We start from the raw sequence: 24660 nt of genomic DNA, 5'->3' as shown, positions 1-24660 counted from the left end.
AAGGGTTCTTTATTTCTATGTGCTGCGAGCAGTGGCTTGTGGCGATATTGACATTGGAAGTTGATTCAATCCGTTTTCTTAAAGATAAGAAATTTACATTTCTACACTTCACTGATTCAAGTGTCAAAAAATGCAAACTGCATAGCATGAAGATGCCGTCTATCAAAGGCTGTAAAGGTTTATTTAGCAGTCTTAAAAGATTGAAAAAATTTCTTTCGATCAAGGTATTCCTGATTTTTTCGCCTGTGCTGAAACTGGCGCTGACCGAAAGCAAGTTTTGAAACGGAACTTAAGACATTTCAAAAGTTGCAGACGGTTTATGGGGGGTGTTGCAGTGAGATGCAACAGCTCTGTTGCCTCAACTCTCTCAGTGTTCTGGGAACTGGCTAATCAAAGGGTCCATCATGAAAAAATCTCTGATTGCAATGGCTGTCATCGCTTTGGCTGGTGTTGCATCTGCTGCTGTTAGCAGTAATAGCATTGCTGCAACGAACACGTCGTCCAATGCCGGATCGGCTACGTCGTCAAATGCTGCGAGTGCTGGCAACGGAAGTGCCTTGAGCATCAATAGTGCTTCTTCGGCTGCTAATGCAACCGCAGGTGCCGCTGGTGGAGCAGGCAACATTGGTCATACTGCTATCGGCGGTGCAGCCGTTGGCGGTAGCGCTACAACCACAGGTACCGTGCACAGTCTGGCTGCAACGACCGGAAACGGCGTAGCTGCAGGCGGCGGCGTTACCAGTGCCAATGCGCATTCGGGCGCAGCAGCCGGTTACGGCGCTACTGCACCTGGCGGCGCCACTGTAGTGGGCGGTGCAGCCGGTCAGGCAAATTCGCACACCAACAATGCTGCGGGCACTTATGCAGGCCCTGGCGGCGGTATTGCGGCAGTCAATAGCACAGCTGGTACGCAATCCAACTACGGTGCTACTTCGGGAGCCGTTTCCGGCCCTGGCGGCACTTGGACCAACAACACTTCCGGTGCTTCCTCGGTCGGTCATGTCAATACGACTGGCGGAGCCTTGGGTAATGCTGGCGGCTTCTCTAACGGTGGCGGCACTGGCGGTAGTGCAGGAGCCGTCTCGGGCTCCCTCGCTTTCTAATAGTTATCCACCCTAGTTGTGCTTGTCCCCGGGTCTTGCCGTTCAAGGCAAGACTCGGTGTCAAAGGAGAAACAGCATGAAAGTCTCAATTGCTTTATTAAGCCTTTGTGTTCCTTTGTGTAGCGTTGCGCAGAACGCCGATAGCAGCGCGCAAAGCTCCTCGTCCTCATCTTCCGTTGGGGCCCAGCAAAATCAGTCGATCACTTTCATTACGCCTGCAGCAAGTCCGGCGGTGGAGTCTCGGTCTGCATCAACCATGGATAGTCGATCGACCCAGAGCGTGGATAGTCGATCAACTCAGACCGTGGATAGTCGCTCAGACCAAAACATTACGCAGTCTGGAACGACGACCCAGAATGTCAACAGCACCATTGGTGGAACGTCTAAGAACATTGTGGAGTACACGGGTTCGTACACCATGAAGAATGTGCCCAGCGTCAATGGTCCAAACCTGACGACCAGTAACGACACCTGCATGGGCAGCAGCAGCGGCAGTGCGAACGGGCCTGGCTTCGGTGTGAGCTTTGGCACGACTTGGTCAGACGATCATTGCAAGCGTCTGAAAATGAGTCGCGAACTCTGGAACAAAGGCATGAAGGCTGCATCTCTGGCCATGGATTGCATGGACCCAGCAGCGCGTGTCGCACTGGAAATCACGGGCTCGAAATGCCCTCAATCCATGACTGCGGATGAGCGCCGCAGCAACTACGGTGCAAATGCCTCTGCCGAAGGTAGCGCTGCTATGCCGCCAGAGCAGCAGACTGCTTCCAGCGCTCCGGTCAGCCAAGCATCGGAATTACAGCCTTCGGCGCTCTACCCCAACTGATGGGCGCTGAACAGAATTCAGGAGGCTGATATGTATAAGGCTCTCGTTTTTGTCGCGGCAGTCGCTGGCTGCATTCCTGTATGGTCTGCAGCAGCCCCTGTCGTTGCCAATATGCCATTGAGCATTCAACGCCAGATTTTGGGCAGTGGCGAGCAAGGTGCAGGGGGTGAGGAGCAGGCTCAGCCCGTAGGCAACTACGGTGTATGGCATGTGCCTCAGTACCTGCCCGGCTACCCGACCGCTGCAACTATCTGGCCTCGGGCCATCCCCGTAAAGTGTAAGAACGGTAGTTGTGAAGGCTATGTGATCACCCCACAAATGGGGCCTGGTGAGTATCTGTTTTTTATTCCGGTTGAGGAATAGATTCTGTAATCTGTCGCTACAAGGCATGATGCGTGCCTGAGGCTGATGCACGGTAGCTTGCAGGTAACGATTTCCCGCAAACATTCAATGTTTGGCGGGATTTCTTTTTTGTCGCGTCATCTTCAGAAAATTCCCAGAGCCAGCCCCACCGCCAATGACTGGCCCAGTTCCTCACAGCGCTGCAAGTCGGCCGAGTCAATCCGCTTGGGCGCGAGAATGGCCTCGGGCGTCTGTGCATGGGTGCAGATGATGAGAGGTTCGGCGACAGCCTTCAGGTGCCAGCCCGTGGCAATGCGCTCTATCTGTCTGGCGGCGTTGCGGCCATCGCTGCCCGCACAGATCAGGCTGGCATAGGGGTGGCCCTGAATTTGATCGAGTGCACCGTAGTAGCTGCGATCAAAAAAATCCTTCATCAAGCCGCTGATGGCAGCCAGATTCTCAGGTGTGGCAAACAGGTAGCCTTGGGCGTTCAGCAAGTCCTGCGCACCGGCTTGGCTTGCATGCAGCAAGCGCACATCGACAGCCCCTTCATGCTGGGCACCCGCACAGGCGGCCTCAGCCATCTGGCGAGTTCCGCCAGTATGAGAGTGGTAGACGATTAGTAAAGCAGGGCGGATAGGCATAGAGGATGTTCTGATCAGAGGTGCATATCAAGCAAATTTGCAGTGCAATAACCTACTGAAAGATATTGGTTCTCTGTAATTGTTGTTTTAAAGAGACGGTTTGATGCGGCCTTATAGAGGCTTAAAAAGTGACTAAGCGTTGACGAATATTGACGTTTATCAATTTTCTGAGGTTTGATGTGCTCTTGAATTTGCAGCGCTTTGCACTTGCTGTATATGGTTTTACCTATGATTTGAAACATGTGCGAAGACCTGAATGTCAAAGCACTCAGGGTATTCACCCGGCATAAATGCTCTTGGGTTTGTAGGAATCTTCTTACAAACTATGACGAAAATTTGTTGTCGCAGCGGAGACCGCAAGCGCGTTTCAGAGCGTGTCTGGAGCAACTTCATAACTCAGGACTCTTGTGTTTTTGGCATGTCCTCATTTGCTACTCAACCGACGATAAAGGCAGGCCGCCGCTGGCTGGCTCTGCTGGCATTGGCTCTGGGGGTTTCTGGCGGTGCGCTGGGAGCCTGGGCTTTGCACCATCAGCATGAATTGCGCATGGAGAAGCGGCTGCAGTACAGCGCTGATATGGCGACGCGACTGCTTGAGCAGCGCCTTGCCGACTATGGCCAGTTGCTGGCAAGGCTTGCTGATGATGTGAGCGGTATTCAGGCGCTGGACCAGCAGATGTTTTCCCAGCATGCGCATGCCCAGCTTAGCCAAAGAGGGCTGGTGGGCTTGCAGGCTCTGAGCCTGACCCGGGCCGTGGTCGAGGACAAGCATGTCGATCTTGAGCAGGATTCGCAGGCGTTTGAGGTTGCCTATGTCTGGCCATTAGTGGGCAATGAGGCGCTGGTTGGAACCAACGCGCGCCAGCCTGCTGCGGCGTTTCATTCTTTGATGGCAGCCTGGCATTCACGCCAGATGTCCATGTCCGCGCCATTTCGCTTTTTGCAGCTTCCGGGCAGCCCGGATGGGGTGATTTTGCGCATGCCTTTGCGCTCCGTTGCCGATGGACGCTCTGGCGGTGCGCAGCCATTGATGGGTACGGTGAACGCCAGTATCAGGCTGGGTGATCTGATCAGAGGTGCGGTGCCAAGCAATCTTTACCCCCAAGTCGCCATGCGCCTGTTGGATATGAGTCCTGCCGCGTTGCCTAAAAAACCTTCTGTTGCGGGCGGCAAGGTTCTCTTTCAGAAGGTAGATCCGCTTGGCCAGTCTTCACAGACACTGTTTACTGGAAAGTTGTGGGAGGCGGCTGAAAGCCAGCAGGAGTTTGAGCTGATCAAGCCGCTGGAGCGGCAGATACAGGTGCATGACAGGGTCTGGGCGCTGCAGTTCAGGCCTGCGCTCAGCAGTCAGCACAAGTTTGAAAAAATACTGCCTTGGCTGATGCTGGCTGCCGGTGTGCTTGCTGGTCTGGCGCTGGCCGCCGGGGTCTCGGGCTGGTGGCAAAGCCGCTGGAGCTGGCGCAAGCGCATCAAAGTCAGTGCGCAGGCCCGCCAGGAGAGCGATGCACGCTTTCATGCCATGTGCGAGCAGGCTGCCATGGGTGTGATTGAGATGGATGTCGAGACGCGCAGCGTGCTCAAGGTCAATCAGCACCTCTGCCGCATGCTGGGTTACGAGGCTCATGAGATTCATCAGCGCAACGCGCTGGAACTGGTAATGCCTGAAGACCAGGCACATTGTGCCCAACTGCTGGAAGGGCTGGATCTTCAGCAGTTTCAGCACAATACAGCAGAGTTCTGCCTGCGCGCCAAGGATGGATCGCCAGTCTGGGTAGAACTCAACGCCTTTTTGACGGGCAGGCAAGAGACCAAACGCCTGCAGGTGCTGGTGAACGACATCAGCGGGCGCAAGCGGATGGAGCAGGTGGAGCGCATGGGCCACCAGCAGCTGCGCAACCTGATGCAGAGGCTGCCCGTGGGGCTGGTCATGGAAGACCTGAGCGGTCGCCTTGTGTACTGGAATGAAGAATTTCTGCGCCTGGCAGGCCATGGTGGCAAACCCGGTATCACCACCTTGCAATGGTGGGAGCGCATGTTCCCCGACGCACCAGAGCGCGAGCGCGTAGTTCAGCGCTGGGAGGCTGCCAAAGCCCATGCCATCCAGCGGCTGAAGGCGCAGCAGTCAGTTCGGGTTGCGGATGAGGACATGGAGTGGGAGGAGTTCTTGCCCCATTCAGCAGCCAGCATGATTGCGGCCCAGCCGCTGGTACTGACAGGCGCGGATGGTGAGCGCCGTACCGTGGCGGTCAGCGCAGTGCTGCAAAACGACGGCTGCCTGATGGTGATTCAGGACCAGAGCCAGCGCATCGCAGCCGAGCAGGAAGTCAAGCGTCTGGCCTTCTACGATGCACTCACCGCTCTGCCCAACCGCCGCCTGCTGGCTGACCGGCTGCAGCATGCGCTGGTTCTTGCGCAGCGCAAAGCGCATTTCGGTGGTGTCGTGCTGCTGGATATTGATAACTTTAAGGCCTTTAACGAGACCTATGGTCTTGAGCAGGGCGACTTGCTGCTGCAGGCGCTGAGCCAGCGTATTCTGGGCTTGCTGCCCCCGGGCGCCACGATTGCACGCCAGGGCGGCGATGACTTCGCATTGCTGATTGAAAACCTGGGCGAGGACTCTGTCGCCGCCGCCGCCCAGCTGGAGAAGGAAGCCAATCAATGGCTAACCCGGCTGCGCGAGCCGATGGTGACAGGGGGCGTGACGCACTCCATCACTGTGAGCATGGGCCTGAGCCTGTTTGGCGAGCAGGCGCTGACGTCTGAAGAAGTGCAGCGGCGCGCCGAAATGGCGATGTACCAGGCCAAGAGTCTGGGTCGCAACCTCAGCTGCTTTTTTGACCCGTTGCTGCAATCCGCCCTGCAAGAACGCCGCTCCATGGAGCATGACATGCGCGCCGGGCTTGAAGCGGGAGAGTTTGAGCTTTACTACCAGCCACAGGTAGAAATGGGCAAAGTGATTGGCGCCGAAGGCCTGTTGCGCTGGAAGCACCCAGAAAAAGGCTTTGTGCCCCCGGCCCAGTTCATTCCACTGGCAGAGGAAACCGGCGTCATCTTGCCGCTGGGCGAGTGGGTGCTGCAAGCTGCGTGCAAACAGCTGGCGAAATGGGCCAGACACCCTCGTTACAGTCAGCTGGTGCTCGCGGTGAATGTCAGCCCCAAGCAATTTCATCAGAGCGGCTTTGTCGAGCAGGTGCTCAAGGCGCTGGCCGAGCATGGGGCCAATGCCAAGTTCCTCAAGCTGGAACTGACCGAAGGCATGCTGCTCTCCGATATGGATGACACCATTGCCAAGATGAACCGCCTGAAGTCGTACGGCATCAGCTTTGCGCTGGATGACTTTGGCACGGGCTACTCATCCCTGTACTACCTTAAACGCCTGCCGCTTGATCAGCTCAAGATTGACCGCAGCTTTGTGCGCGATGTGCTGACCGACCCTAACGATGGGGTCATCGCTCGCACCATCGTGGGGCTGGCCAAGAGCCTGGGCCTTCATGTCATCGCCGAAGGTGTGGAAACGCAGGCCCAGTGCCGCTGTCTGGAAGACATGCGCTGCTATGCCTGGCAGGGCTTTTTGATGAGCCCGCCTGTGGAAGTAGGCGAGTTTGAGCGATTGGTGACCTTCGGCAATGTGCCGGGGGCACTGGCGCCGGCACTCAGCCCCGCCTCTTTGCGCTAGGCCGTGGCAAAGCAGACACAATGCTGGCTTTGTCTGATGAGAGATTTGCGTGCCTGATATCAAGACCCTGCTGCTATTTGCCTTGACTGCTGTTGCCGAAATTGTGGGCTGCTATTTGCCCTGGCTCTGGCTCAAGCAAGGCGGCAGTGCCTGGCTACTGCTGCCTGCCGCAGCCAGTCTGGTGCTTTTTGTCTGGCTGCTGACCTTGCACCCCTCGGCCTCGGGGCGCATCTATGCGGCTTACGGCGGCATCTACATCAGCACGGCACTGGTGTGGCTTTGGCTGGTGGATGGCATCAAGCCCAGCGTCTGGGATATGGGGGGGGTGGCCGTCTGTCTGCTGGGTGCGGGCCTCATTGCTTTTCAGCCGCGCGGCTGAGCGTGACTGATTCAATCAAAAATACGAATAAAAACTGCGTCAAACCCACACCAGTCAAGCGCAAGCAGCTATGGTTTGTGTGTTTGCCTCAATCTTGGCTGACCATAGGGCAGGGCGCGTTATGATTCCTGCTGTTATCGGTTGCACGCAAGGCTTGGGTTTTCTCAAGGCTTTCGGCTGCGCAACCGGTTTTTGCGTTTCTGCTTTTCCCCTCACAAAGCCTTTACAGGCCAGCCTCTAGACCGACCCTGACACCGTGCGCCTGAATACCATCAAGCTCTCCGGCTTCAAATCCTTTGCCGAGCCCACCAATTTCGTTCTGCCCGGGCAGATGGTTGGCGTGGTGGGCCCTAACGGTTGCGGCAAGTCCAACATCATGGATGCGGTGCGCTGGGTGCTGGGCGAGAGCAAGGCCAGCGAGCTGCGTGGCGAGTCCATGCAGGACGTCATCTTTAACGGCACCACGCACCGCAAGCCGTCGAGCCGCGCCAGTGTTGAGCTGTCGTTCGACAACAGCGATCACCGTGCTGGCGGTCAGTGGGGGCAGTTTGGCGAAATTGCTGTCAAGCGCGTTCTCACGCGTGACGGCAACAGCAGCTACTTCATCAATAACCAGCCCGTGCGTCGACGAGACGTGCAGGACGTGTTTCTGGGCACCGGGCTTGGCCCGCGCGCCTACGCCATCATTGGCCAGGGCACGATCAGCCGCATCATCGAGTCGCGCCCGGAAGAGCTGCGTCTGTTCCTCGAAGAAGCGGCTGGGGTTTCCAAATACAAGGAGCGCCGACGTGAGACGGAAAACCGCCTCTCGGCCACGACCGAGAACCTCACCCGTGTGGAAGACATTCTGCGCGAGCTCAACGCCAATCTCGATAAATTGGAAAAGCAGGCCGAAGTTGCGGCCAAATACAACGGCCTGAACGCGCAGGTCACGCTCAAGCAGCAGCAGCTGTGGTTTATGAAGCGTGCCGAAGCCGAAGGCGAGCAAGACCGCGTGCGTGTTGAAGGCCTCAAGGTCGTCAATGAGCTTGAAGAGCGCATGGCTGATATCCGCAACAACGAAAGCGGACTCGAAACCCTGCGCCAGTCGCATTACGACGCCAGCGATCAGGTCAACCAGTCGCAAAGCAAGTTGTACGAGGCCACGGCCGAAGTCGGCAAGCTGGAAGCCGAAATTCGCTACGTGGTGGAAGGCCGCCAGCGCGTGCAGCAACGCTTGCAGCAGCTGGCCGAGCAACTGCTGCTGTGGAGCAGCCGCAGCGAAGAGGCTCAGGGCGAGATTGAGAACATCGAAGGCGCAGGCATGGATGCCGAGGAGCAGGCCGAAATGCTGGCTGCTCAGCTCGAAGAGCAAAGCACTCGCCTGCCTGACCTGGAAGATGCGCTGCGCAATGCGCAAAAGGCCGACGCGGACCAGCGCGGCTCTGTGGTGCAGGTGCAGCAGCAAATTCAGGTACTGGCCGCTGAGCAGCGTAGCCTGGATGAGCAGCGCCGCCAGTTTGAAACCCGTTACGAGCGTCTGCGCGTTGACCGCAATGCGCTGGAAACGCCCGACGAAGCGCGTTTGAGCAATCTGCAGACGCAACTGGCTGAAGCGCAGGAATTGGCCGAAATGGCTGATGCCGTGCTCAACGAGCTGCAAGACAGCGTGCCCCAGCTGGATGAAGACCGCCGCACTCGCCAGCAAACCGTGAATGCCGAAAGCAGCCGCCACTCCGATCTGTCGGCGCGCCTTGAAGCGCTCAAGGCATTGCAGGAAAAAGTCAAGACCGACGGCAAGCTCCAGCCCTGGTTAGCCAAGCATGGCCTAGAAGGCATGCAGGGTCTGTGGAGCCGCATCGCCATTGAATCTGGCTGGGAAAATGCGCTGGAAGCCGCACTGCGCGAACGCCTTGGCGCTTTGGAGGTCGGCCGCCTTGATATGGTGCGCGGCTTTTTGGGCTCGGGTGGGCAAGATGCACCGCCAGCCCGACTGGCTTTTTTCAGCACCGCACAAGCGGCTGGAGCTGCGTCCACGGCCCGCTTTGCCCGCCTGAGCGACCTGCTCAAAATCAACGACGCCGGTCTGCGCGCCGTGCTGGTGGACTGGCTCTCGGGCTGCTACACCGCGCCCTCACTCGATGAGGCCCTGGCCAAGCGCGCTGAGTTGCAGGCCGGTGAAACCATTTATGTGCCTACGGGCCACGCCGTGACTGCGCACAGCGTGACGTTTTATGCGCAGGACTCCGAGCAATCGGGCCTCTTGGCACGTGCGCAGGAAATTGAGCATCTCGAAAAAGAAGTGCGCGCCCAAGTGCTGATTGCAGACGAGTCGCGCTCTGCACTGGTGCGGGCCGAAAGCGCCTATGCCGATGCTTCGCAGCGTCTGATAGCCGCACGCCGCGAAGCCACTGAGTCGCAAGGCCGTGCGCATGAGCTGCAGGTTGAAACGTTGCGCCTGTCGCAACTGGCCGAGCAAGCCCGTGCGCGCAATGCCCAAATCTCTTCCGATCTGTCCGAAGTCGAGGCCCAGCTCTCTGATATCGAAGAGCGCAAAATTTCTGCCGAAGGCCGCTTTGAAGAGCTGGACATGCAACTGGCCGATAGCCAGGAGCGCCATGCCCAGCTGGGCGACCGCGTGCTCGAAGCCGAGCGCCGCCTGAACGAATCACGCGAGCAACTGCGCACGCTGGAGCGCCAAGCCCAGGAAGCGACCTTCTCGCAGCGCACTCTGCATGCCCGTCGAGGCGAGCTGTCGCGCACCATTGAAACCGCCAGCCAGCAAGCCAAGTCGCTGGCCGAAGAGCAGCAGCGCGCACAAGACGAGCTGACGCGCCTGACCGATGCTGCGGCCCAAGGTGGCCTGCAGGATGCGCTGGACTTGAAAATGCAGCGCGAAAAAGACGTGGCCCAGCGCCGCAGCGAATACGAGGACCTGACCAACAAGCTGCGCGCCAGTGATGAGCGCCGGCAGAGCCTTGAAAAAGCGCTGGACCCGCTGCGCCAGCGCATTACCGAATTTCAGCTCAAGGAGCAGGCCGCGCGCTTGGGTCTCGAGCAGTACAGCAATCTGCTGACCGAAGCCAATGCCGATCTGGCCGCCGTCTCGCAGTCCATCGCCGAGGGCAATGTACGCATGCACGGCCTGCAGGGCGAAATTGACCGCCTGCACCGCGAAATTGCCGCACTGGGCGCTGTCAACTTGGCCGCGCTCGATGAGCTGACGCTGGCCCGCGAGCGCAAGACCTTCCTCGATGCGCAGATGGACGACTTGACCCAGGCCATGCAGACGCTGGAAGACGCCATTCGCAAGATTGACGCCGAAACGCGTGATCTGCTGACCGGCACTTTTGACATCGTCAACCAGCACTTTGGTCGCATGTTCCCCGAGCTGTTTGGCGGTGGTCAGGCCAAGCTGGTGATTACCGGTGATGAAATTCTGGATGCTGGCGTGCAGGTGATTGCCCAGCCGCCCGGCAAGAAGAATCAAACAATTCACCTGCTCTCGGGCGGGGAGAAGGCGCTCACGGCGATTGCGCTGGTGTTTGCCATTTTCCAGCTCAACCCCGCGCCTTTCTGTTTGCTCGATGAGGTGGACGCGCCGCTGGACGATGCCAATACCGAACGCTATGCCAAGCTGGTTCACAGCATGAGCAAGAGCACGCAGTTCCTGTTCATCAGCCACAACAAGATTGCCATGGAAATGGCGGAGCAGTTGATCGGCGTGACCATGCAGGAGCAGGGCGTTTCACGAATTGTTGCAGTGGACATGGAGTCCGCACTGTCCATGGCTGAGCTATCCTGAGCTTGGTTGCCACTTTTTTGAAGAACTGTTTTCTCACATGAGTAATTTGCAAATCAGTCTGGCTGTCCTGGGTGTGGTGCTCTTGACTCTGATCGTTGCCTACAACTCCTGGTCTGCGCGCCGCAATGGGCCCAAGCGTGCAGAACCCGTCGAGGAAAGTGCCGATCCGCAGCGCCATGAGCCCGGTATGAACACCGTTGGCCATGGTGCCGATCTGACCAAGTACCAGAGCGAGCCCGTGCTGGGCGACTTTGGTCAGGCCATTCCCGGCACCGACCCCGTACAGATGCCCGAGTCCGGTGGCCGCTTTGCCGAAGCCGATGCGGAACTGGCTCGCCTGGTGGCCCGCGAAGCGCATGAAGAAGCCCAGCGCCAGGAAGCTCTGCTTCAAGATGCGTCTGATGTGAATGAGCCAGAAGGCGAAGTCACCGCCCAGCGCACCGATGCCGCGATTGCCGCAGTTACGGGCCAGGCCGCTCCTGCGCCCAAACCAGTCAAGGCCGATCCTGTGGAGCCGGTGCTGACCGCCGAGTCTTTGTCCGTTTCCATCCCACCTGCATCGTCGGTAGAGCGCCGTGGTCATCTCGATGAGCTGATCGACGCGATTACCCCCATCACCGTGGCGCAGATGGTTCCCGGTGAAGTGGCGCTGCAAGCCCAGCCCAGCACACGCCGTGCGGGCAACAAGCCGTTTGCGATTGAAGGCATGAATCAGGACAGCAAGCAGTGGGAGCCTTTGCAGGCCGGTCAGCGCTATCTGGGCTTTCAGGCCGGTGTGCAGCTGGCCAACCGCACAGGCTCGCTCAATGAGATTGAGTTCTCGGAATTCGTCACCAAGATTCAGCGCTTTGCCGATGCACTGGGTGCCATGGTCGATGTGCCTAACATGCTCAATGAAGTCTCTCGAGGCCGTGAACTGGACCAGTTCGCCAGCGAGCACGATGCGCAGCTGAGCTTCATGCTGCGCGCCCGTCAGGCCTCGTGGAGCGCTGGCTATGTGCAGCAAAACGCGCAGCGCCTGGGCTTTGTCACCACGCCCATGCCCGGCCGCATGCTGCTGCAGTCGCCTATTCATGGCCTGCCGCCTGTGCTGGTGCTCAGCTACGACCCGCAGGCCGCCATGGGCGATGACCTCGATCAGTCCGTGGTGCGTGAATTTTTGCTGAGCCTTGACGTCGCTCAGGTGCCGCGCGGCCAGCAGCCGTTTGTGCGACTGCGCCAGGTGGCCGAGCAGCTGTGCCAGACCATGGACGGCGTACTGTGCGACCAGAACGGCTACCTGCTGCCCGTGTCCGCACTGGACCCGATTCAGCATGATCTGGAGCTGCTCTACGACAAGCTCGACAGCCGTGAACTGTCAGCCGGGTCGCTTCTCGCCAGAAGACTTTTCAGCTAAATAACAAGGCCAACAATGTTGGCCTTTTTCATCTCAGACTTTGAATTGCAGCGGGATGCGTATGACCGAGAATTTAGACCTTTTTTCCGCTGAACCTCAGGATTCAAAAGCGCAGGCAGCTACGAAAACAGGAGTTCCTGAAAGCGTGCTCGCCAAAGTGGCGCAGCTGCGTGCCCAGCTCAACCAGTGGGCGCATGAATACTATGTGCAGGATACGCCCACGGTGCCTGATGGCGAATACGACCGTGTCTATCAGCAGTTGCAGGCGCTGGAAGGTGCCTACCCGGCGCTCATTACCCCTGACTCGCCCACACAGCGCGTGATTGGAGCGGTACTCGACGGACTGGCTCCGGTGCGCCATGCTGTGCCCATGCTCAGCATTCAGACCGAAACCGATAACGAGGCCACAGGTGCCATCGCTTTCGACCAGCGCGTTCGCAAAGAGCTGGAGCTGACAGAGGCCGACCCTGCTGTGGAATATGTGGCCGAGCCCAAGTTCGATGGCCTGGCCATGAACCTGCGCTATGAAAACGGCTTGCTGGTGCAGGCCACCACGCGTGGCGACGGCGAGGTGGGCGAGGATGTGACCCACAACATTCGCACCATTCGCCAGATTCCGCTGTGCCTGCCCGCTGACCAGAATGTGCCGCCCGTGGTGGAAGTGCGCGGCGAGGTGCATATGGCCAAGGCCGATCTGGACAAGCTCAACGCACGCCAGCAGGCTGCCGGGGCCAAGACCTTTGCCAACCCGCGCAATGCGGCAGCGGGATCGGTACGCCAGCTGGACTCGAATATTGCAGCGCAGCGCCCGCTCTCATTCTTTGCCTATGGCTTGGGCGAGATCACCCCCCCCGAGCAGGGCGGCCCGAACTTTGGCACCCACTACGCCATGCTGCAGACGCTGAAATCATGGGGTTTCCCGGTCGCACCTCAGGTCTGTATTGCGGTGGGTGCTTCTGAATTGGTAGCATTTCACCAGCGCATCGGTGCTGAACGCGCCAATCTGCCCTATGAGATTGATGGCGTGGTCTACAAGGTCAACAGCCTGGCGCTGCAACGCCAGCTGGGCTTCAAGTCGCGCGAGCCGCGCTGGGCCGTGGCCCACAAATACCCGGCGCAAGAGATGCCTACGTTGATGGAAGCCATCGACGTGCAGGTGGGCCGAACCGGCAAGCTCACCCCCGTGGCGCGGCTGGCACCTGTGCAAGTCGGCGGCGTGGTGGTGACCAATGCCACGCTGTCGAACCTGTTTGATATTCGCAAAAAAGGCGTGCGCGTGGGTGACATGGTCATCGTGCGCCGCGCCGGTGATGTGATTCCCGAGGTCGCGGGCAGGGTGCCTGGCGTTCGTCCGGTTTACGTACCCAATTTCCGCATGCCCAAGGCCTGCCCGGTCTGCGGCAGTGAAGTGGTGCGTGAAAAAGGCGAGGCCAACCACCGCTGCACGGGCGGCCTGTTCTGCGCTGCGCAGCGCAAGGAAGCTATCCTGCACTTCGCTCACCGCCGCGCCATGGACATTGAAGGCCTGGGCGGCAAGCTGGTCGATCAGCTCGTCGATGCACAGGTGGTGCGCGTGCTGCCTGACCTCTACAAGCTGGGGTTGACGTCGCTGGCGGCGCTGGATCGCATGGCGGTCAAATCGGCCCAGAACGTGCTGGATGCGCTGGAAAAATCCAAGCGCACGACGCTGCAGCGTTTTCTGTTTGGCCTGGGGATTCGCAATGTGGGCGAATCCACAGCCAGAGATCTGGCCAAGCATTTCGGCACGCTGGACGCCATCATGGACGCCAGCGTTGAAGACCTTCTGCAAGTCAAGGACGTGGGGCCTGTTGTGGCCGACAGCATTCACACCTTTTTTGCCCAGCCCCATAACCGCGAGGTGGTGGAGCAGCTGCGCGCCTGCGGTGTGAACTGGGAAGAGGGTGCGCCTGCTGAAAAGGCTCCGCAGATTCTGGCGGGGCTGACCGTGGTGCTGACCGGCACCTTGCCCACGCTGGGCCGCGATACCGCCAAAGATATGCTTGAAGCGGCAGGCGCCAAGGTCTCTGGCTCCGTCAGCAAAAAGACCAGCTATGTGGTGGCCGGTGCCGAGGCGGGCAGCAAGCTGGCCAAGGCCGAAGAGCTGGGCGTGCCTGTGCTGGACGAGGCTGGCATGCTGGCGCTGCTGGCAGGCGAGAAGCCTGCGTAATCTTTTTAAGCGCTGAGTGCGGTAGAAAGCAAGCATGAACAAATTGCGACGCAAACCGATTGTGGGTCTGGCATTGGGCAGCGGCTCGGCCCGTGGCTGGGCGCATTTTGGTGTGCTGCATGCGCTGCGCGAAGCCGGTATCAGCCCGGACATCATCTGCGGCACATCCATAGGCTCGCTGGTTGGCGCGACCTATGCGGCGGGCGAGATGGATGCGTTTGAGAGCTGGGTGCTGGGCCTTGGCAAGCGCAAGGTGTTCGGCTTCATGGACTTCAACCTGGGCGGTGGTCTGCTCAAAGGCGAGAAGATCATCGACTTCTGGCGCGAGAACTTTGTGCAGGAAACCATGGAGGAGCTGGGCGCTCCGTTTGGCTGCGTAGCCACCGACCTGCAGACGGGCGCTGAGGTCTGGCTGCGCAAGGGCTCCATCGCCGAGGCCGTTCGAGCCTCCATCGCGCTGCCCGGCTTGTTTACGCCATCGACACACGATGGGCGTTTGCTGGTCGATGGCGGGCTGGTCAACCCTGTGCCAGTGTCGCTGGCGCGGGCCATGGGTGCCGACATTGTGATCGCTGTCGATCTGAACGCTGACATCATGCGCAAGCACATGAAGCCCGTGGACATGAGCGAGACCGACCTCAAGATTCATACCCGCGAGGTCAGGGCGTCGCAGATGCAGCTTGATGAAGACGATGAACCGCCGCTGCCGCTTGGGCAAATTCCCGAGGCCCTGGCCGCCCATGCCTCCCCCGTGGGCTGGTCTGGCAAGTGGAAGCGCAGTATGACCAGCGTGAAGACCATGTCGTCGTCAGTCATGCGCATGGGCCGTAAGGACGAGAGCGATGCGGAGGAAGACGATTCACCGCGCATTCCCTCGCTGCTCAATGTGGTGATGGCCAGCGTCAACATCATGCAGATGCGTATTACGCGCAGCCGTATGGCGGGCGACCCGGCCGAAGTGCTGATTGCGCCGCGCCTCTCGCATGTCGGGCTGATGGATTTTCACCGTGGGCGCGAGTCCATCGACGAAGGCTATGCAGCGACGCAGCTGGTGCTGCCTGCGCTCAAGGGCTGGGGACTGTAGAGGGTCTTGCTGCCGGCCATAAAAAAGACGCCTTTGAAGGCGTCTTTTTTGTTCAAGAGACGGAATTACTCGGCGATCTTGTCGGTAGGAAAGCGCAGCGATTCGCGCAGCAGATAAGGCATGGGCAGCTCAAGATTGATGCCGTTGGGTGCAATCGGCTTCTGGAACCATTGGGTGTAGAGCGTTTGCATCTCACCGCTGCGAATGATGCGCAGCATTTCCTGGTTGACCACCTTCTTGAAAGCCTCATCGCCCTTGGGCAGCATGATGGCGTAAGGCTCTACCGTCATGGACTTGCCCACCACGGCGTATTTGGCAGGCTCTTTGGACTGAGCGCGCAGGCCGGAAAGCAGAACGTCATCCATTGCAAAGGCCTGAGCCTTGCCTGTGGCGACGGCGTTGAAGCCGTCTTGGTGATCTTTGACGGGGGTGATCTGCATCTTGAGCATGCGCTCGGCGTTGATGTGGGTCAGCTCGCTCAGGCTGGTTGTGCCTTGCGTAGACACCACGGGTTTGTTGCCCAGGTCTTCCGCCGTCTTAATGCTGCTGCTGGCAGGCACCAGCAGACGCACCGAGGCGATGTAGTGAGGGATGGTGAAATCGACCTGCTTGCGGCGCTCGGCGTTATTGGTGGTGGAGCCGCACTCCAGCGATGCCTTGCTCTCTACGATGGAGGGAATGCGCGATGCTGAGGTGACTGCCAGATAGTCCACCGGCAGCGAAGGCATCCGCAATTGCACGCGAATCGCTTCTACGACCTTGGCGCACAGGTCCATGGCGTAACCAATGGGTTTGGTGTTGGCGTCAAGGTATGAAAAAGGAATGGACGAGTCGCGATGGGCCACTGTGATACGACCGGCAGCCTTGATTTTTTCCAGCTCGCCAGCCTGCGCTGCAGGCAGTGCGGCCAAGGCGGCCAGCAGTGCGGCTCCTATGTTCAGGGCAGCCATGGGGGAGCGCAGGCGCTTCAGGGGGCGAGCGGAAAAAAGCATGGGTACTCCTCGGTGTACAGGTAGGGAGCGATACCCGAAAGCAGTGAAGGATCTTGCCATGCCTCGGGTAATTACTTATGTGTTGCTGATGGTTACGAATGTAGCCAGCTTTAGGCGCTTTCCATAGGTGGCTTGGCTGCACTTGACATAAATTGACGCAGTTTGCGGACATTGCGCAATGCGTCACTCCCGGGGGCCTTACCGCGTTTTAGCGACGGATTCAGAGCCAGCCGCTTGCTGCAAGCTGGCTCTGAATCCGCTTCTATTGCAATTACCACTGCACCTTGAAACCCACCGAGGCTTGCAGGCCGCTCTTGATGCGGCTGTCACCGCCAATGGCCCAGAGCTTGCCCAGTTCGCCATAGATGCTGGTGCGCCGGTTGATCTGAAGGCTGGCTCCAGTTGCCAGTTCGGTTGCGGTGTAGCCGCCTTGGGCCTTGATATCGGTAACTGCTGCAGGCGTGATGAAGCTGGCAACGTCAGTCGTATTGCTGGCGCGGTAGATATTTACGCGGCCATAGGGTTGCAACACGCCTGCGCTGGTGGTGAAGCTGCCCTTGATGCGTGCGCCCAAGCGCAAGGTCCAGTCGTCATCGGCCTTGGTTTTGACGGTAGCAAGGCTTAGCGCTGTGTCATCAATGCTCAGCTTGCGGTAGATGAGCTGGGCTTGCGGCTCAATCTGCCATTGGCTGTTGAGCGCAAAAGGCTTGCCCACCTCCAGCGATGCAAGCCAGCCACTGCCCTTGGTTCGGGCCTGTGTGGCGTTGCCTGCGGTGTGCAAGTCGCTGCGATAGTCTGCGCCCTGCAGCACAGCGTCTGCATAGAGGCCGCTGTCATCTTGCCAGGTGCCATACACGCCCAGGTAGCGGCTGCGCAGATGGTTGAAGCCCACATATTTGCCCTGCACGCCGCTGGCAAAGCCATGCACGCTCATATCGCCTTCGAGCTGGCCTACATAAAGACCTGCCTTGAGGTTTTTGTCTGCGTACAGGTCAATACCTGCCTGAAAGCCTGTCATATGGCCACTGCTCTCGGGGCTGACCGCGCCTTGCTGGCGAATTGTGGGGTCGGTGCGCAAGATGCGCCCCCATACACGGCGGTTGCCCGCAGGTTCAGCTCCGGCTGCCGCGATTTCATCGCCCATGCGTTTGTGCATATCACCCAGCATGGCCATGTCGGCCTGGCGCAGTTGCGCGGGCAGTGCGGACAGCAGCGGTACCTCTGCACGATAGGCAGGAGCTGGCTGCGGTGCAGGTGGTGGATCTATTGAACGCGGTGCTGGGCTTGGTGCGGGGGAGGGCGTTGCAGTGGGGGCAGGTGCCGGTGCAGGTGGTGGATCGATGGAGCGTGGTGTGGGTGCCGGTGGTGGAGCTGGTGCAGCGCTTGATTGCAGGGCTGCACTCTGGGCGTTCTGCACCAGACGGTATTCGAATGCACCTGCATCGACATGCCCGCCTGCCAGCGTAAAGCTGCCTGGCTGCAGGCTGGCCCCATTTTCTGTGCCAACCACCTCAATGCCCGAGCCTTGCGTCTGTGCACCCAGGCCGCCTGCATTGGTGACTTGCAATGATGTCGTGCCGCTGGCTACAGCGGCTGTTCCGCTGAGCAGCAGCTTGTCACTGGTGCTGCCATCGGCGCCCAGCACGGAAGACAGTGCGATCACTCCATTGTTGCCTGTGTAAGGCCCTGTCACCTTAAGCACCGTGCCCGGTGAGCCTGCGCTGAGTTGGACCGTGCCGCTGTTGCTGAGCCCCGCCACCGACTGGTTGTGACCTGCCAGATTCATGACAGCACCCGCTGCGACATTGTGCGTCGAGCCATTGCTGAACACATTGGCGGCGCCTGCCTGCAACATGCCTTGAACAATATCGGTGGTGCCGGTATAGGTGTTGGTGCCGCTCAGAGTCAGTGAGCCCGCTGCTTGCTTGATCAGGTTGCCGCTGCCGTGAATGCTGCCCGCAAAGCTGGAATTGGTTGCCTGATTCGCCGTCAGTGTCTTGGCGTTCAGTGCAATGGCCCCGCCTGTGCCGCTCAGGTTCGAGGTCTGTAAATCCCAGCTGCCCAGATCAAGGGTGCCGCCGTTGATCGTATAGGGGGTGTTCTGTGGCAAACCGGTGGCGCTACCGGCGATCAGTGCACCGTCCTGCACGGTGGTTCCGGCGGTATAGCTGCTGGTTCCAGCCAAGGTTAGCTTGCCTGTGCCCAGTTTTTGCAGTGATGCCCCTGTGCCGCCAGCGATGCCGCCTTCTTGCAGATTGCCGCTGAACGTGGTGTCGATATTGCCACCGCCCACTGCTAGTTCATGGCCGCCTAGCATCACTGTGCTTTGGCCTCGCAGACTACCTAGAATGAACGGGGCTGTGCTTTGAACGGCGCTGATGTCAAAGGTGCCGCCTGACCCTTCCCAGCTCCATTGATTGTTGCCCTGTGTATTGCCCTTGAGCAGCATCACGGATGTGGAGCTTTCCAGGTACATGGGAAGGATGCTGGCAGAGTCCCCGGTGCCAGTGATGCTGGCATCAGTCAGTGTGATGGTGCCCATGCGGTTGTAGATGGCGCGGCCATTGGTGTCGATATTGAGCTGGCCCGAGACATTGACCGCACCGCCCCCTTCAGGGTACGGAAACAGCAAGATGGCCGATGTGTTGCCAAGCGTTGCCGGTGTGAGGTCGGTGCGGTGGGCCGAAATGCTGTTGTTGCCGCTTAGCGTGACAGTGCCACCTTTCTCCCCGAGTTGCGCTGTGCCGTAACGTACCATCACGCCGATTGCAGGGCCGCCTGTGGCGGTGGCGTTGATGGTGGAGTCCTTGATCTCGGTGTGCGAGCTGATCAGGCTGTCCACCCCAAACGCAGCGCCGCCGGGATTGACTGCGTTGACCTTCACACGCTCCAGGGTGGCCCTGGAACCCCATTGTGTGAACACCCCGTTTGCCACGCCGTTGATCGTCGAGTCCTGCACGGTGACGGCACTTCTCTGGTTGGTGTTGATGCCCTGGTAGCCTGCAATGGTGGAGTTGGTCACCAGTACCTGGCTTTTTCCGATGTCAAAAATGGAATAAAGGCCTGCAGCATTTTGGTCGCTTGTGCTGGCCTGAATGTTGGCGTTATTGAGATGCAGACTAGTCGTGCCTGCATTGCTATTGCTGCGAAAAATGCCGACGTTGCTCGTCGTTGCACTCACATTGACGTTGCCAGTCGTCTCCAGCCGGAAGCTGCTTGCGGCATTGATCTTGCCTGTGAGATTGAGTGTGGCTCCGGTATCCGCTGTAGCGCTGGCGCTGGCATCGCGGTTGGGGTCTGGGTTTTCCAACGTGATATCACCTGCCCAGGTGTTGCTGCCAAAGGCGGAGTTGAGCTGGCTATTGTTTTGTAGCGTCAGGGCCCGATTGAAGCTGGTGCCTTGTGAGCCGCTCAGCCCTAGCTTCAACGTAGAGGCGTTAGCCGTAACCCCGCTTGCAGCCAAGCCCAGAGCGCTTTCCTGATTGACCTGCAAAGCGCCGGCGTTGATGGCGGTGCCACCGCTGTGGGTGTTGTTGCCGCTCAGAACCACGGTGCCAGCCCCGTCTTTGACGAGCGAACCTGTGCCTGAAATATCACCAGACTGCGTGGCCGTGCCATTGCTGATGCTCAGAACCAGATTGTCCGAAGGGGTTGTGGCGTAGCTGGTGCTGGATATCTGCTGGTCGCTCAGCGTGACCGTGGTGTCTGCATGCACCACATTGCAGGCCAGCAAGGCTGTTGCAAGGACCAGAACGGAGGCTTTGGTCTTGCCTGAACCATGACGCGCGGTCTCTGGGGCTGCGACCCAGCTGCCCAAGGATGCGTTCCAGATAGACCTATATGTTTTGTTCATGGTGCCTCGCACATCGATACTGAAAATAAATTGATTTGAATTTATTTCAGATAGTTTTTTTCGATGTAGGAAGCACACCTGCAGCTCAGTCAGTGGCGCTGCGAGAATGCCTATGAATTGTTAATAATTCATAGGAGATTCTTAAAGTCGTTTTTAGCTGCGGATATAGGTCCAGCCCGCTTGCTGCATGCGGGCAATGGCTTCCACGGCGCCCATGGGCAGGACCTGAATGTTCTCGGGTGCGGTGACGCCGTTGTTCTTCAGAGTGTTGGGGCACAGCAGAACGTGCGCCAGGGCGGGGCCCATGTCATGGGGCTGGTCGAGCACGGCTTGCACGGCCTGAGCGTTGACGACAATCCAGACCTGCAGCGCAGGGTGGGCTGCCGTCAGGTTCTTGAAGTTGCCGCGTGCACGCGCCAGCGCTTGCGGCGTGGGGGCATGCAGCACCACGCGGGTGTCGGGGTGCAGGGCAGGAAGCAGGGAATTCCAGTCAGGTTGGCTCATGGTGTGCAGTCAGAGTTTGCTACTGGGATGATAGCTTCTAGCGCCTGTTGAGTATGGGCTGCAGGCCATTTTGGCTCTTAGGGGGCGGGTGTGCCCATCACACTGTTCAACAGCCCGGGGGGCATGCCGGTACGTGTCTGTACCAGTCCCTGTGCGTTTTTCCAGATGGTTGCGGGTGTGGCGCGCAGGCCCATGCTGTTCATCAGCGAGACATTGTTGGACAGCGCATCACGGGCAGAAAGGGGAATGCGCTGCAGGGGCGCGATCCCCAGTGTGTCGGGGTTTTTGCCGCTGGCATCGGCATAGGCCAGAGCATGGCTGGCCAGCGCTTGCTCGGGGGCTTTCGCGGCCAGAATGGCGGCGGCTTTGCCCTGGCTGCTGGGGCGCAGTATGCCCACCAGAATATGGCGCAGCTGCAGCTGGCCCGATTGCACCAGAGGCCGCGCGTCGCGCCACAGCTGGTTGCAGTAAGGGCAGTTGGGGTCGGTGAAGACATAGGCAATCTGCGGTGCATCGGGCTTGCCGTCGCCAATCCAGTGGGTGCCCTCCAGATCGCTCCACAGTTGCTGGCCCATGGGCTTTTGCACGGCGCTTTGTAATGTCTTGGCGTTGACGTCCTTGCCCTGCGCATCAATGACCGTGCCTATCACCCAGTGCTTGCCGTCGGGCAGGCGGTAGATGGGAATGGGCTGCTGGTCGCGATAGGCGGCCCATGCTTTGAGACCACCGGCAGATGGCATGGGACCGGCGATGGTCAGGCCTTGCTCTGCCAGAAAATGCGCCGAAGGCAGCTCGCCAGAGGTGCTGATGATCTCTGGTTTGCTGCTCGCCTTCGTCGAGGCGATGGCGTCATGTGCATAGGCCACGGCGACCACCGTGGCGGCAGCGGCTGCGGCGATAGGGATTAGCAGGGGCGATGACTGGCGAAGCTTGGACAGAAAGCTGGGCAACTGGCGGGGCACGATAAAAATCTCCGTTTTTAGTTATTGCTTATCAGGGCTGTGTTCGCGGGGCGCTATGACTCGCAGCTGCTCGGCAAGGCTGGCGCGAGATAGCTCGCCCATGCGCATGCCTTTGAGTTGCCCGCTTGCGTCATAAAAATATGTTGATGGCAGACCGCGCTGCTGCCAGTGCTGGCTGGCGAGCTGCTGCGGGTCCAGCAGCACCTGGGCGGCTGGCAAGGGCATGGTCTGCAAGTAGCGCATGACTTTGGCAGCGTCTTCGCCCTGATTGATCCAGATAAATCGCACGCCGGGGTGCTCTTTCTGGGCCTGCGCCATCACCGGCATCTCGCGCTTGCAGGGCGGGCACCAGCTGGCCCAGAGGTTGATCACCAGCGGCTGACCTTTGTAACGGCTCAAATCCACGGTCTGCGCAGCGGCATTCACAAAAGGCGTGTTCGGTAAGGCCATGTTTTGAGTGGCAGGCCAGGTACGCATGGCGTGGCCAGCTATCACTATCAGAGCGCCAACAGCCAGCGCCTGCAAGCTGTCGCGGCGCAAAGCGGCTTGTTTGCGGCTGCGCCACAGCGCCCAGAGCAGGGCGGCAAGCACGCCGGCCCAGAGATTCCAGCCGCCATCGCGGATATCGAGCATGCGCAGCAGGCCGCTCAGGTCATCGGCCATGCTTTCACCCCAGTACTCGGGCCACCACTGCGCCACATAGGCCAGGCGTGCGCCCAGTAAACCGGCAATCGTGGCTTGCAGCAGGGCCGATTCCACCGGCTGGCCGCTACGCAGTTGCTGGCGTCTGGCCCACCACTGGCTGGTAAACAAGGCCATAAACACAATCAGTGCCATGGTGGGCAGGGCGACAGGGCCTAGCAACACGCTAGGCGGCAGAGCCAGCCAATGTGTGGCGCTGACGGGTTCCGCGTTTTCGGGTTCTGCATCCAAGCTCAAGCGCAGTTGCTGTGCAGTCACGCTGGCTTGCTGCGGCGGGTAGCACACGCCAATTTCCGCGCAGCCCTGCCATTGCAGCTGCAGCGGCCATTGCTCTGGCCGGGTGGGCAAGGCGGCTTGCACTGTGAGCTGCTGGTGAAATACTTGCACCGTGCCAAAAAAGGCATCCGTCAGTGTTTCGCCTTGCGGAATGTTGGCATTCAGGCTCTGGCCCTGTGCATCGCTAATGCGAATCTGATCGCGGTAAAGGTAGTAGCCGGGCGCAATCTGCCAGTTGAGGGTGAGCTGCTTTTCTTTTGTTTTATCTTCGGTTTTGATAGCGCCTAGCGCAGGTGGCAAAAGGACGAAAGCCTGCTCCGCACTCAAAACATCGCCCTGCGCGCTGTCTGCCTGGCTGTTAAGGCTGGGAATGCTCAAAGGCTGAGCCCACGCAGTGGCCCCGGTCAGCAACAAGGCTAAAAGCAGGGCGATGGCAGCATAAAGGCGTGGGCGCATGAGCGGGTGAACATTCAAAAGCGGAGTGAATAACCCGCCAATCTTGGGTGCAAGGGATTAAGTCGCGGTTAACGCTGGGAAAACCTAAATCTGCGATGCTGATCACTTTTGACGAATAGGCACGTAACGGGCGCTTACTCACCGCAAGAGGTGCTGCAAGCCAGAGTTTCGTGGTGACGACGATGCATGTGCTGTTAGTAGAAGATAACGCTTTGGTCGCCAGCGGGGTCAAGGCGGGCCTGCAGTTACAGGGCTTTGGTGTCGATGTGGTGGGCTGTGCCAGTCAGGCTGATGCGGCTATCAAGTCATCGCACTTTGATGTGTGCGTGCTGGACTTGGGTCTGCCCGACGAGGACGGCCTGCACCTGCTGGCACGCTGGCGCAGTCAGGGTCTTGAGCTGCCCGTGCTGGTGCTGACCGCACGCGACGCGGTGGGGCAGCGCATTGAAGGTCTGCAAACCGGTGCAGACGATTATTTGGTCAAACCCTTTGATCTGCATGAACTGGCTGCACGCCTGCATGCACTGCTGCGCCGTGCGGCGGGCCGGTCTGTGGACTGGATTGTGCTGGGCGATGTCAAGGTTGATCTGGCCGCCGGCCAGGCTGTGCGTGAGGGGCAGGCGGTCGATTTGTCGCGCCGCGAATGGGCTTTGCTGCGAGCGCTGCTGCAGTCGCCGGGCCGCGTGCTCAATCTGGAGCAGCTGCGCGACAGCCTGTATGGCTACAGCCTTGATGTGGAGAGCAATGCCGTGAATGTGCATGTGCACCATCTGCGCCGCAAGCTGGGTACAGACATTGTGGAGACGGTGCGCGGCGTGGGCTTTCGCCTGGGGCGCATTCAAGGCGGTCACTGATGCGTAGTCTGCGGGTTCGACTGCTGGTCTGGCTGTGTCTGGCGCTGTGTACGCTCTGGGGCGGTGTCGCTACCTGGATGTTTACCGGCATGCGCCACGAGCTGCGCTCGGTGCTGGATGACCGGCTGATTGCATCGGCCCGTATGGTGGCGGGCATCGTCCACCAGTTCAAACCGCAAAACGCCAACCCTGAAGACTGGGGGCCCATGCTCAACGTGGTCGCGCGTGATGGCGTGGCCTGTGAAGTCAGCATGATCCGCAGTGAAGTGCATACAGCACCTGCGCCAGCAGCTATCAATACTGAAAATACTGAAGCGCCTAATACTGAAACCGTTAATACGCCGGCTGACACAGCAATGCCTGCGGCGCTGATCCCGGCGTCTCCGCTGGCGGTGCCGCGCAGTCATGTGGGTGCTCAGTCTGGAGACAGGGCCGGAGAGGCGGCTGGAGACAGGGCTGGAGATAAGGCGCAGCCCGTGCACATGCCAGAAGCGGCCGAACCCGATGATTCGCAGGTTCTGGCTCGCACGGCCGGTGCGCCCAGCTTTCAGGCGCCGCTGCCGCTGGGCTTTTCCACCGTCATTAAAGGAGGGCGCCCGTGGCGCACCTATGTGCTGGAAGATCACGGCGTGCGCATTG

At 59.4% G+C, this 24660-nt stretch carries 16 protein-coding genes and 1 pseudogene; 11 read left to right on the top strand and 6 right to left on the bottom strand.

Features of this window, described 5'->3' with window-relative positions:
* Positions 1-404 precede the first annotated feature (404 nt).
* From RSF91_RS10700 to RSF91_RS10690, 3 genes are all read left to right on the top strand, one after another.
* The gene (locus RSF91_RS10700) at positions 405-1103 is read left to right on the top strand and encodes a hypothetical protein (RefSeq protein WP_332568404.1); all 699 of its coding nucleotides are present in this window, start codon (positions 405-407) and stop codon (positions 1101-1103) included.
* Positions 1104-1359: 256 nt separating this feature from the next.
* Positions 1360-1929, top strand: a complete 570-nt coding sequence (locus tag RSF91_RS10695; protein WP_332568403.1) for a hypothetical protein — start codon at positions 1360-1362, stop codon at positions 1927-1929.
* Between the two features lie 30 nt (positions 1930-1959).
* Positions 1960-2292 carry a hypothetical protein gene (locus RSF91_RS10690; RefSeq protein WP_332568402.1) on the top strand — a complete coding sequence of 111 codons (333 nt, stop codon included), beginning with the start codon at positions 1960-1962 and terminating at the stop codon, positions 2290-2292.
* Between the two features lie 122 nt (positions 2293-2414).
* Here the strand turns inward: RSF91_RS10690 and RSF91_RS10685 are convergent, their stop codons facing one another.
* Positions 2415-2915 (bottom strand): flavodoxin family protein, encoded by a 501-nt coding sequence (locus RSF91_RS10685; protein WP_332568401.1) that lies wholly within the window; start codon positions 2913-2915, stop codon positions 2415-2417.
* 547 nt (positions 2916-3462) lie between these two features.
* On the opposite strand from RSF91_RS10685, the gene RSF91_RS10680 reads away from it, so the two are divergent.
* The 6 genes from RSF91_RS10680 to RSF91_RS10655 all read left to right on the top strand — a co-directional run bounded on the left by RSF91_RS10680 (position 3463) and on the right by RSF91_RS10655 (position 15422).
* Positions 3463-6591 carry an EAL domain-containing protein gene (locus RSF91_RS10680; RefSeq protein ID WP_442878842.1) on the top strand — a complete coding sequence of 1043 codons (3129 nt, stop codon included), beginning with the start codon at positions 3463-3465 and terminating at the stop codon, positions 6589-6591.
* A gap of 49 nt (positions 6592-6640) precedes the next feature.
* The gene (locus RSF91_RS10675) at positions 6641-6970 is read left to right on the top strand and encodes a YnfA family protein (RefSeq protein ID WP_332568399.1); all 330 of its coding nucleotides are present in this window, start codon (positions 6641-6643) and stop codon (positions 6968-6970) included.
* A 256-nt stretch (positions 6971-7226) separates the two neighbouring features.
* A complete protein-coding gene (smc, locus tag RSF91_RS10670; protein ID WP_332568398.1) occupies positions 7227-10754 on the top strand; it encodes a chromosome segregation protein SMC in 3528 nt (1175 codons plus the stop codon).
* A gap of 37 nt (positions 10755-10791) precedes the next feature.
* Complete coding sequence (locus RSF91_RS10665) at positions 10792-12150, top strand: cell division protein FtsZ (RefSeq protein ID WP_332568397.1); 1359 nt, start codon at positions 10792-10794, stop codon at positions 12148-12150.
* Between the two features lie 61 nt (positions 12151-12211).
* A complete protein-coding gene (gene ligA / locus RSF91_RS10660) occupies positions 12212-14338 on the top strand; it encodes an NAD-dependent DNA ligase LigA (protein WP_332568396.1) in 2127 nt (708 codons plus the stop codon).
* 34 nt (positions 14339-14372) lie between these two features.
* Positions 14373-15422: a patatin-like phospholipase family protein gene (locus RSF91_RS10655; protein ID WP_332568395.1), complete on the top strand. Its 1050-nt coding sequence runs from the start codon at positions 14373-14375 to the stop codon at positions 15420-15422.
* Between the two features lie 65 nt (positions 15423-15487).
* On the opposite strand, the gene RSF91_RS10650 is transcribed toward RSF91_RS10655, so the two are convergent.
* The 5 genes from RSF91_RS10650 to RSF91_RS10630 form a co-directional block, all read right to left on the bottom strand.
* A complete protein-coding gene (locus RSF91_RS10650; RefSeq protein WP_332568394.1) occupies positions 15488-16414 on the bottom strand; it encodes an amino acid ABC transporter substrate-binding protein in 927 nt (308 codons plus the stop codon).
* 271 nt (positions 16415-16685) lie between these two features.
* Positions 16686-20267 (bottom strand): autotransporter outer membrane beta-barrel domain-containing protein, encoded by a 3582-nt coding sequence (locus tag RSF91_RS10645; RefSeq protein WP_332568393.1) that lies wholly within the window; start codon positions 20265-20267, stop codon positions 16686-16688.
* 153 nt (positions 20268-20420) lie between these two features.
* Positions 20421-20771 carry a DsrE family protein gene (locus RSF91_RS10640; RefSeq protein ID WP_332568392.1) on the bottom strand — a complete coding sequence of 117 codons (351 nt, stop codon included), beginning with the start codon at positions 20769-20771 and terminating at the stop codon, positions 20421-20423.
* Positions 20772-20848: 77 nt separating this feature from the next.
* Complete coding sequence (gene dsbG, locus RSF91_RS10635; RefSeq protein ID WP_332568391.1) at positions 20849-21733, bottom strand: thiol:disulfide interchange protein DsbG; 885 nt, start codon at positions 21731-21733, stop codon at positions 20849-20851.
* A 21-nt stretch (positions 21734-21754) separates the two neighbouring features.
* A complete protein-coding gene (locus tag RSF91_RS10630; protein WP_332568390.1) occupies positions 21755-23167 on the bottom strand; it encodes a prolipoprotein diacylglyceryl transferase family protein in 1413 nt (470 codons plus the stop codon).
* A 182-nt stretch (positions 23168-23349) separates the two neighbouring features.
* On the opposite strand from RSF91_RS10630, the gene RSF91_RS10625 reads away from it, so the two are divergent.
* Positions 23350-24021 carry a response regulator gene (locus RSF91_RS10625; RefSeq protein WP_332568489.1) on the top strand — a complete coding sequence of 224 codons (672 nt, stop codon included), beginning with the start codon at positions 23350-23352 and terminating at the stop codon, positions 24019-24021.
* Positions 24021-24660 (top strand): annotated as a pseudogene (locus RSF91_RS10620) (ATP-binding protein); the annotation flags it as partial. The gene RSF91_RS10625 and the pseudogene RSF91_RS10620, both read left to right, overlap by 1 nt.

This window comes from Comamonas sp., assembly GCF_036643215.1.
Taxonomy (GTDB): Bacteria; Pseudomonadota; Gammaproteobacteria; order Burkholderiales; family Burkholderiaceae_C; genus Comamonas.
The sequence above is the reverse complement of the archived record's forward strand: the minus strand, read 5'-3'. Positions and strand labels throughout refer to the sequence as shown.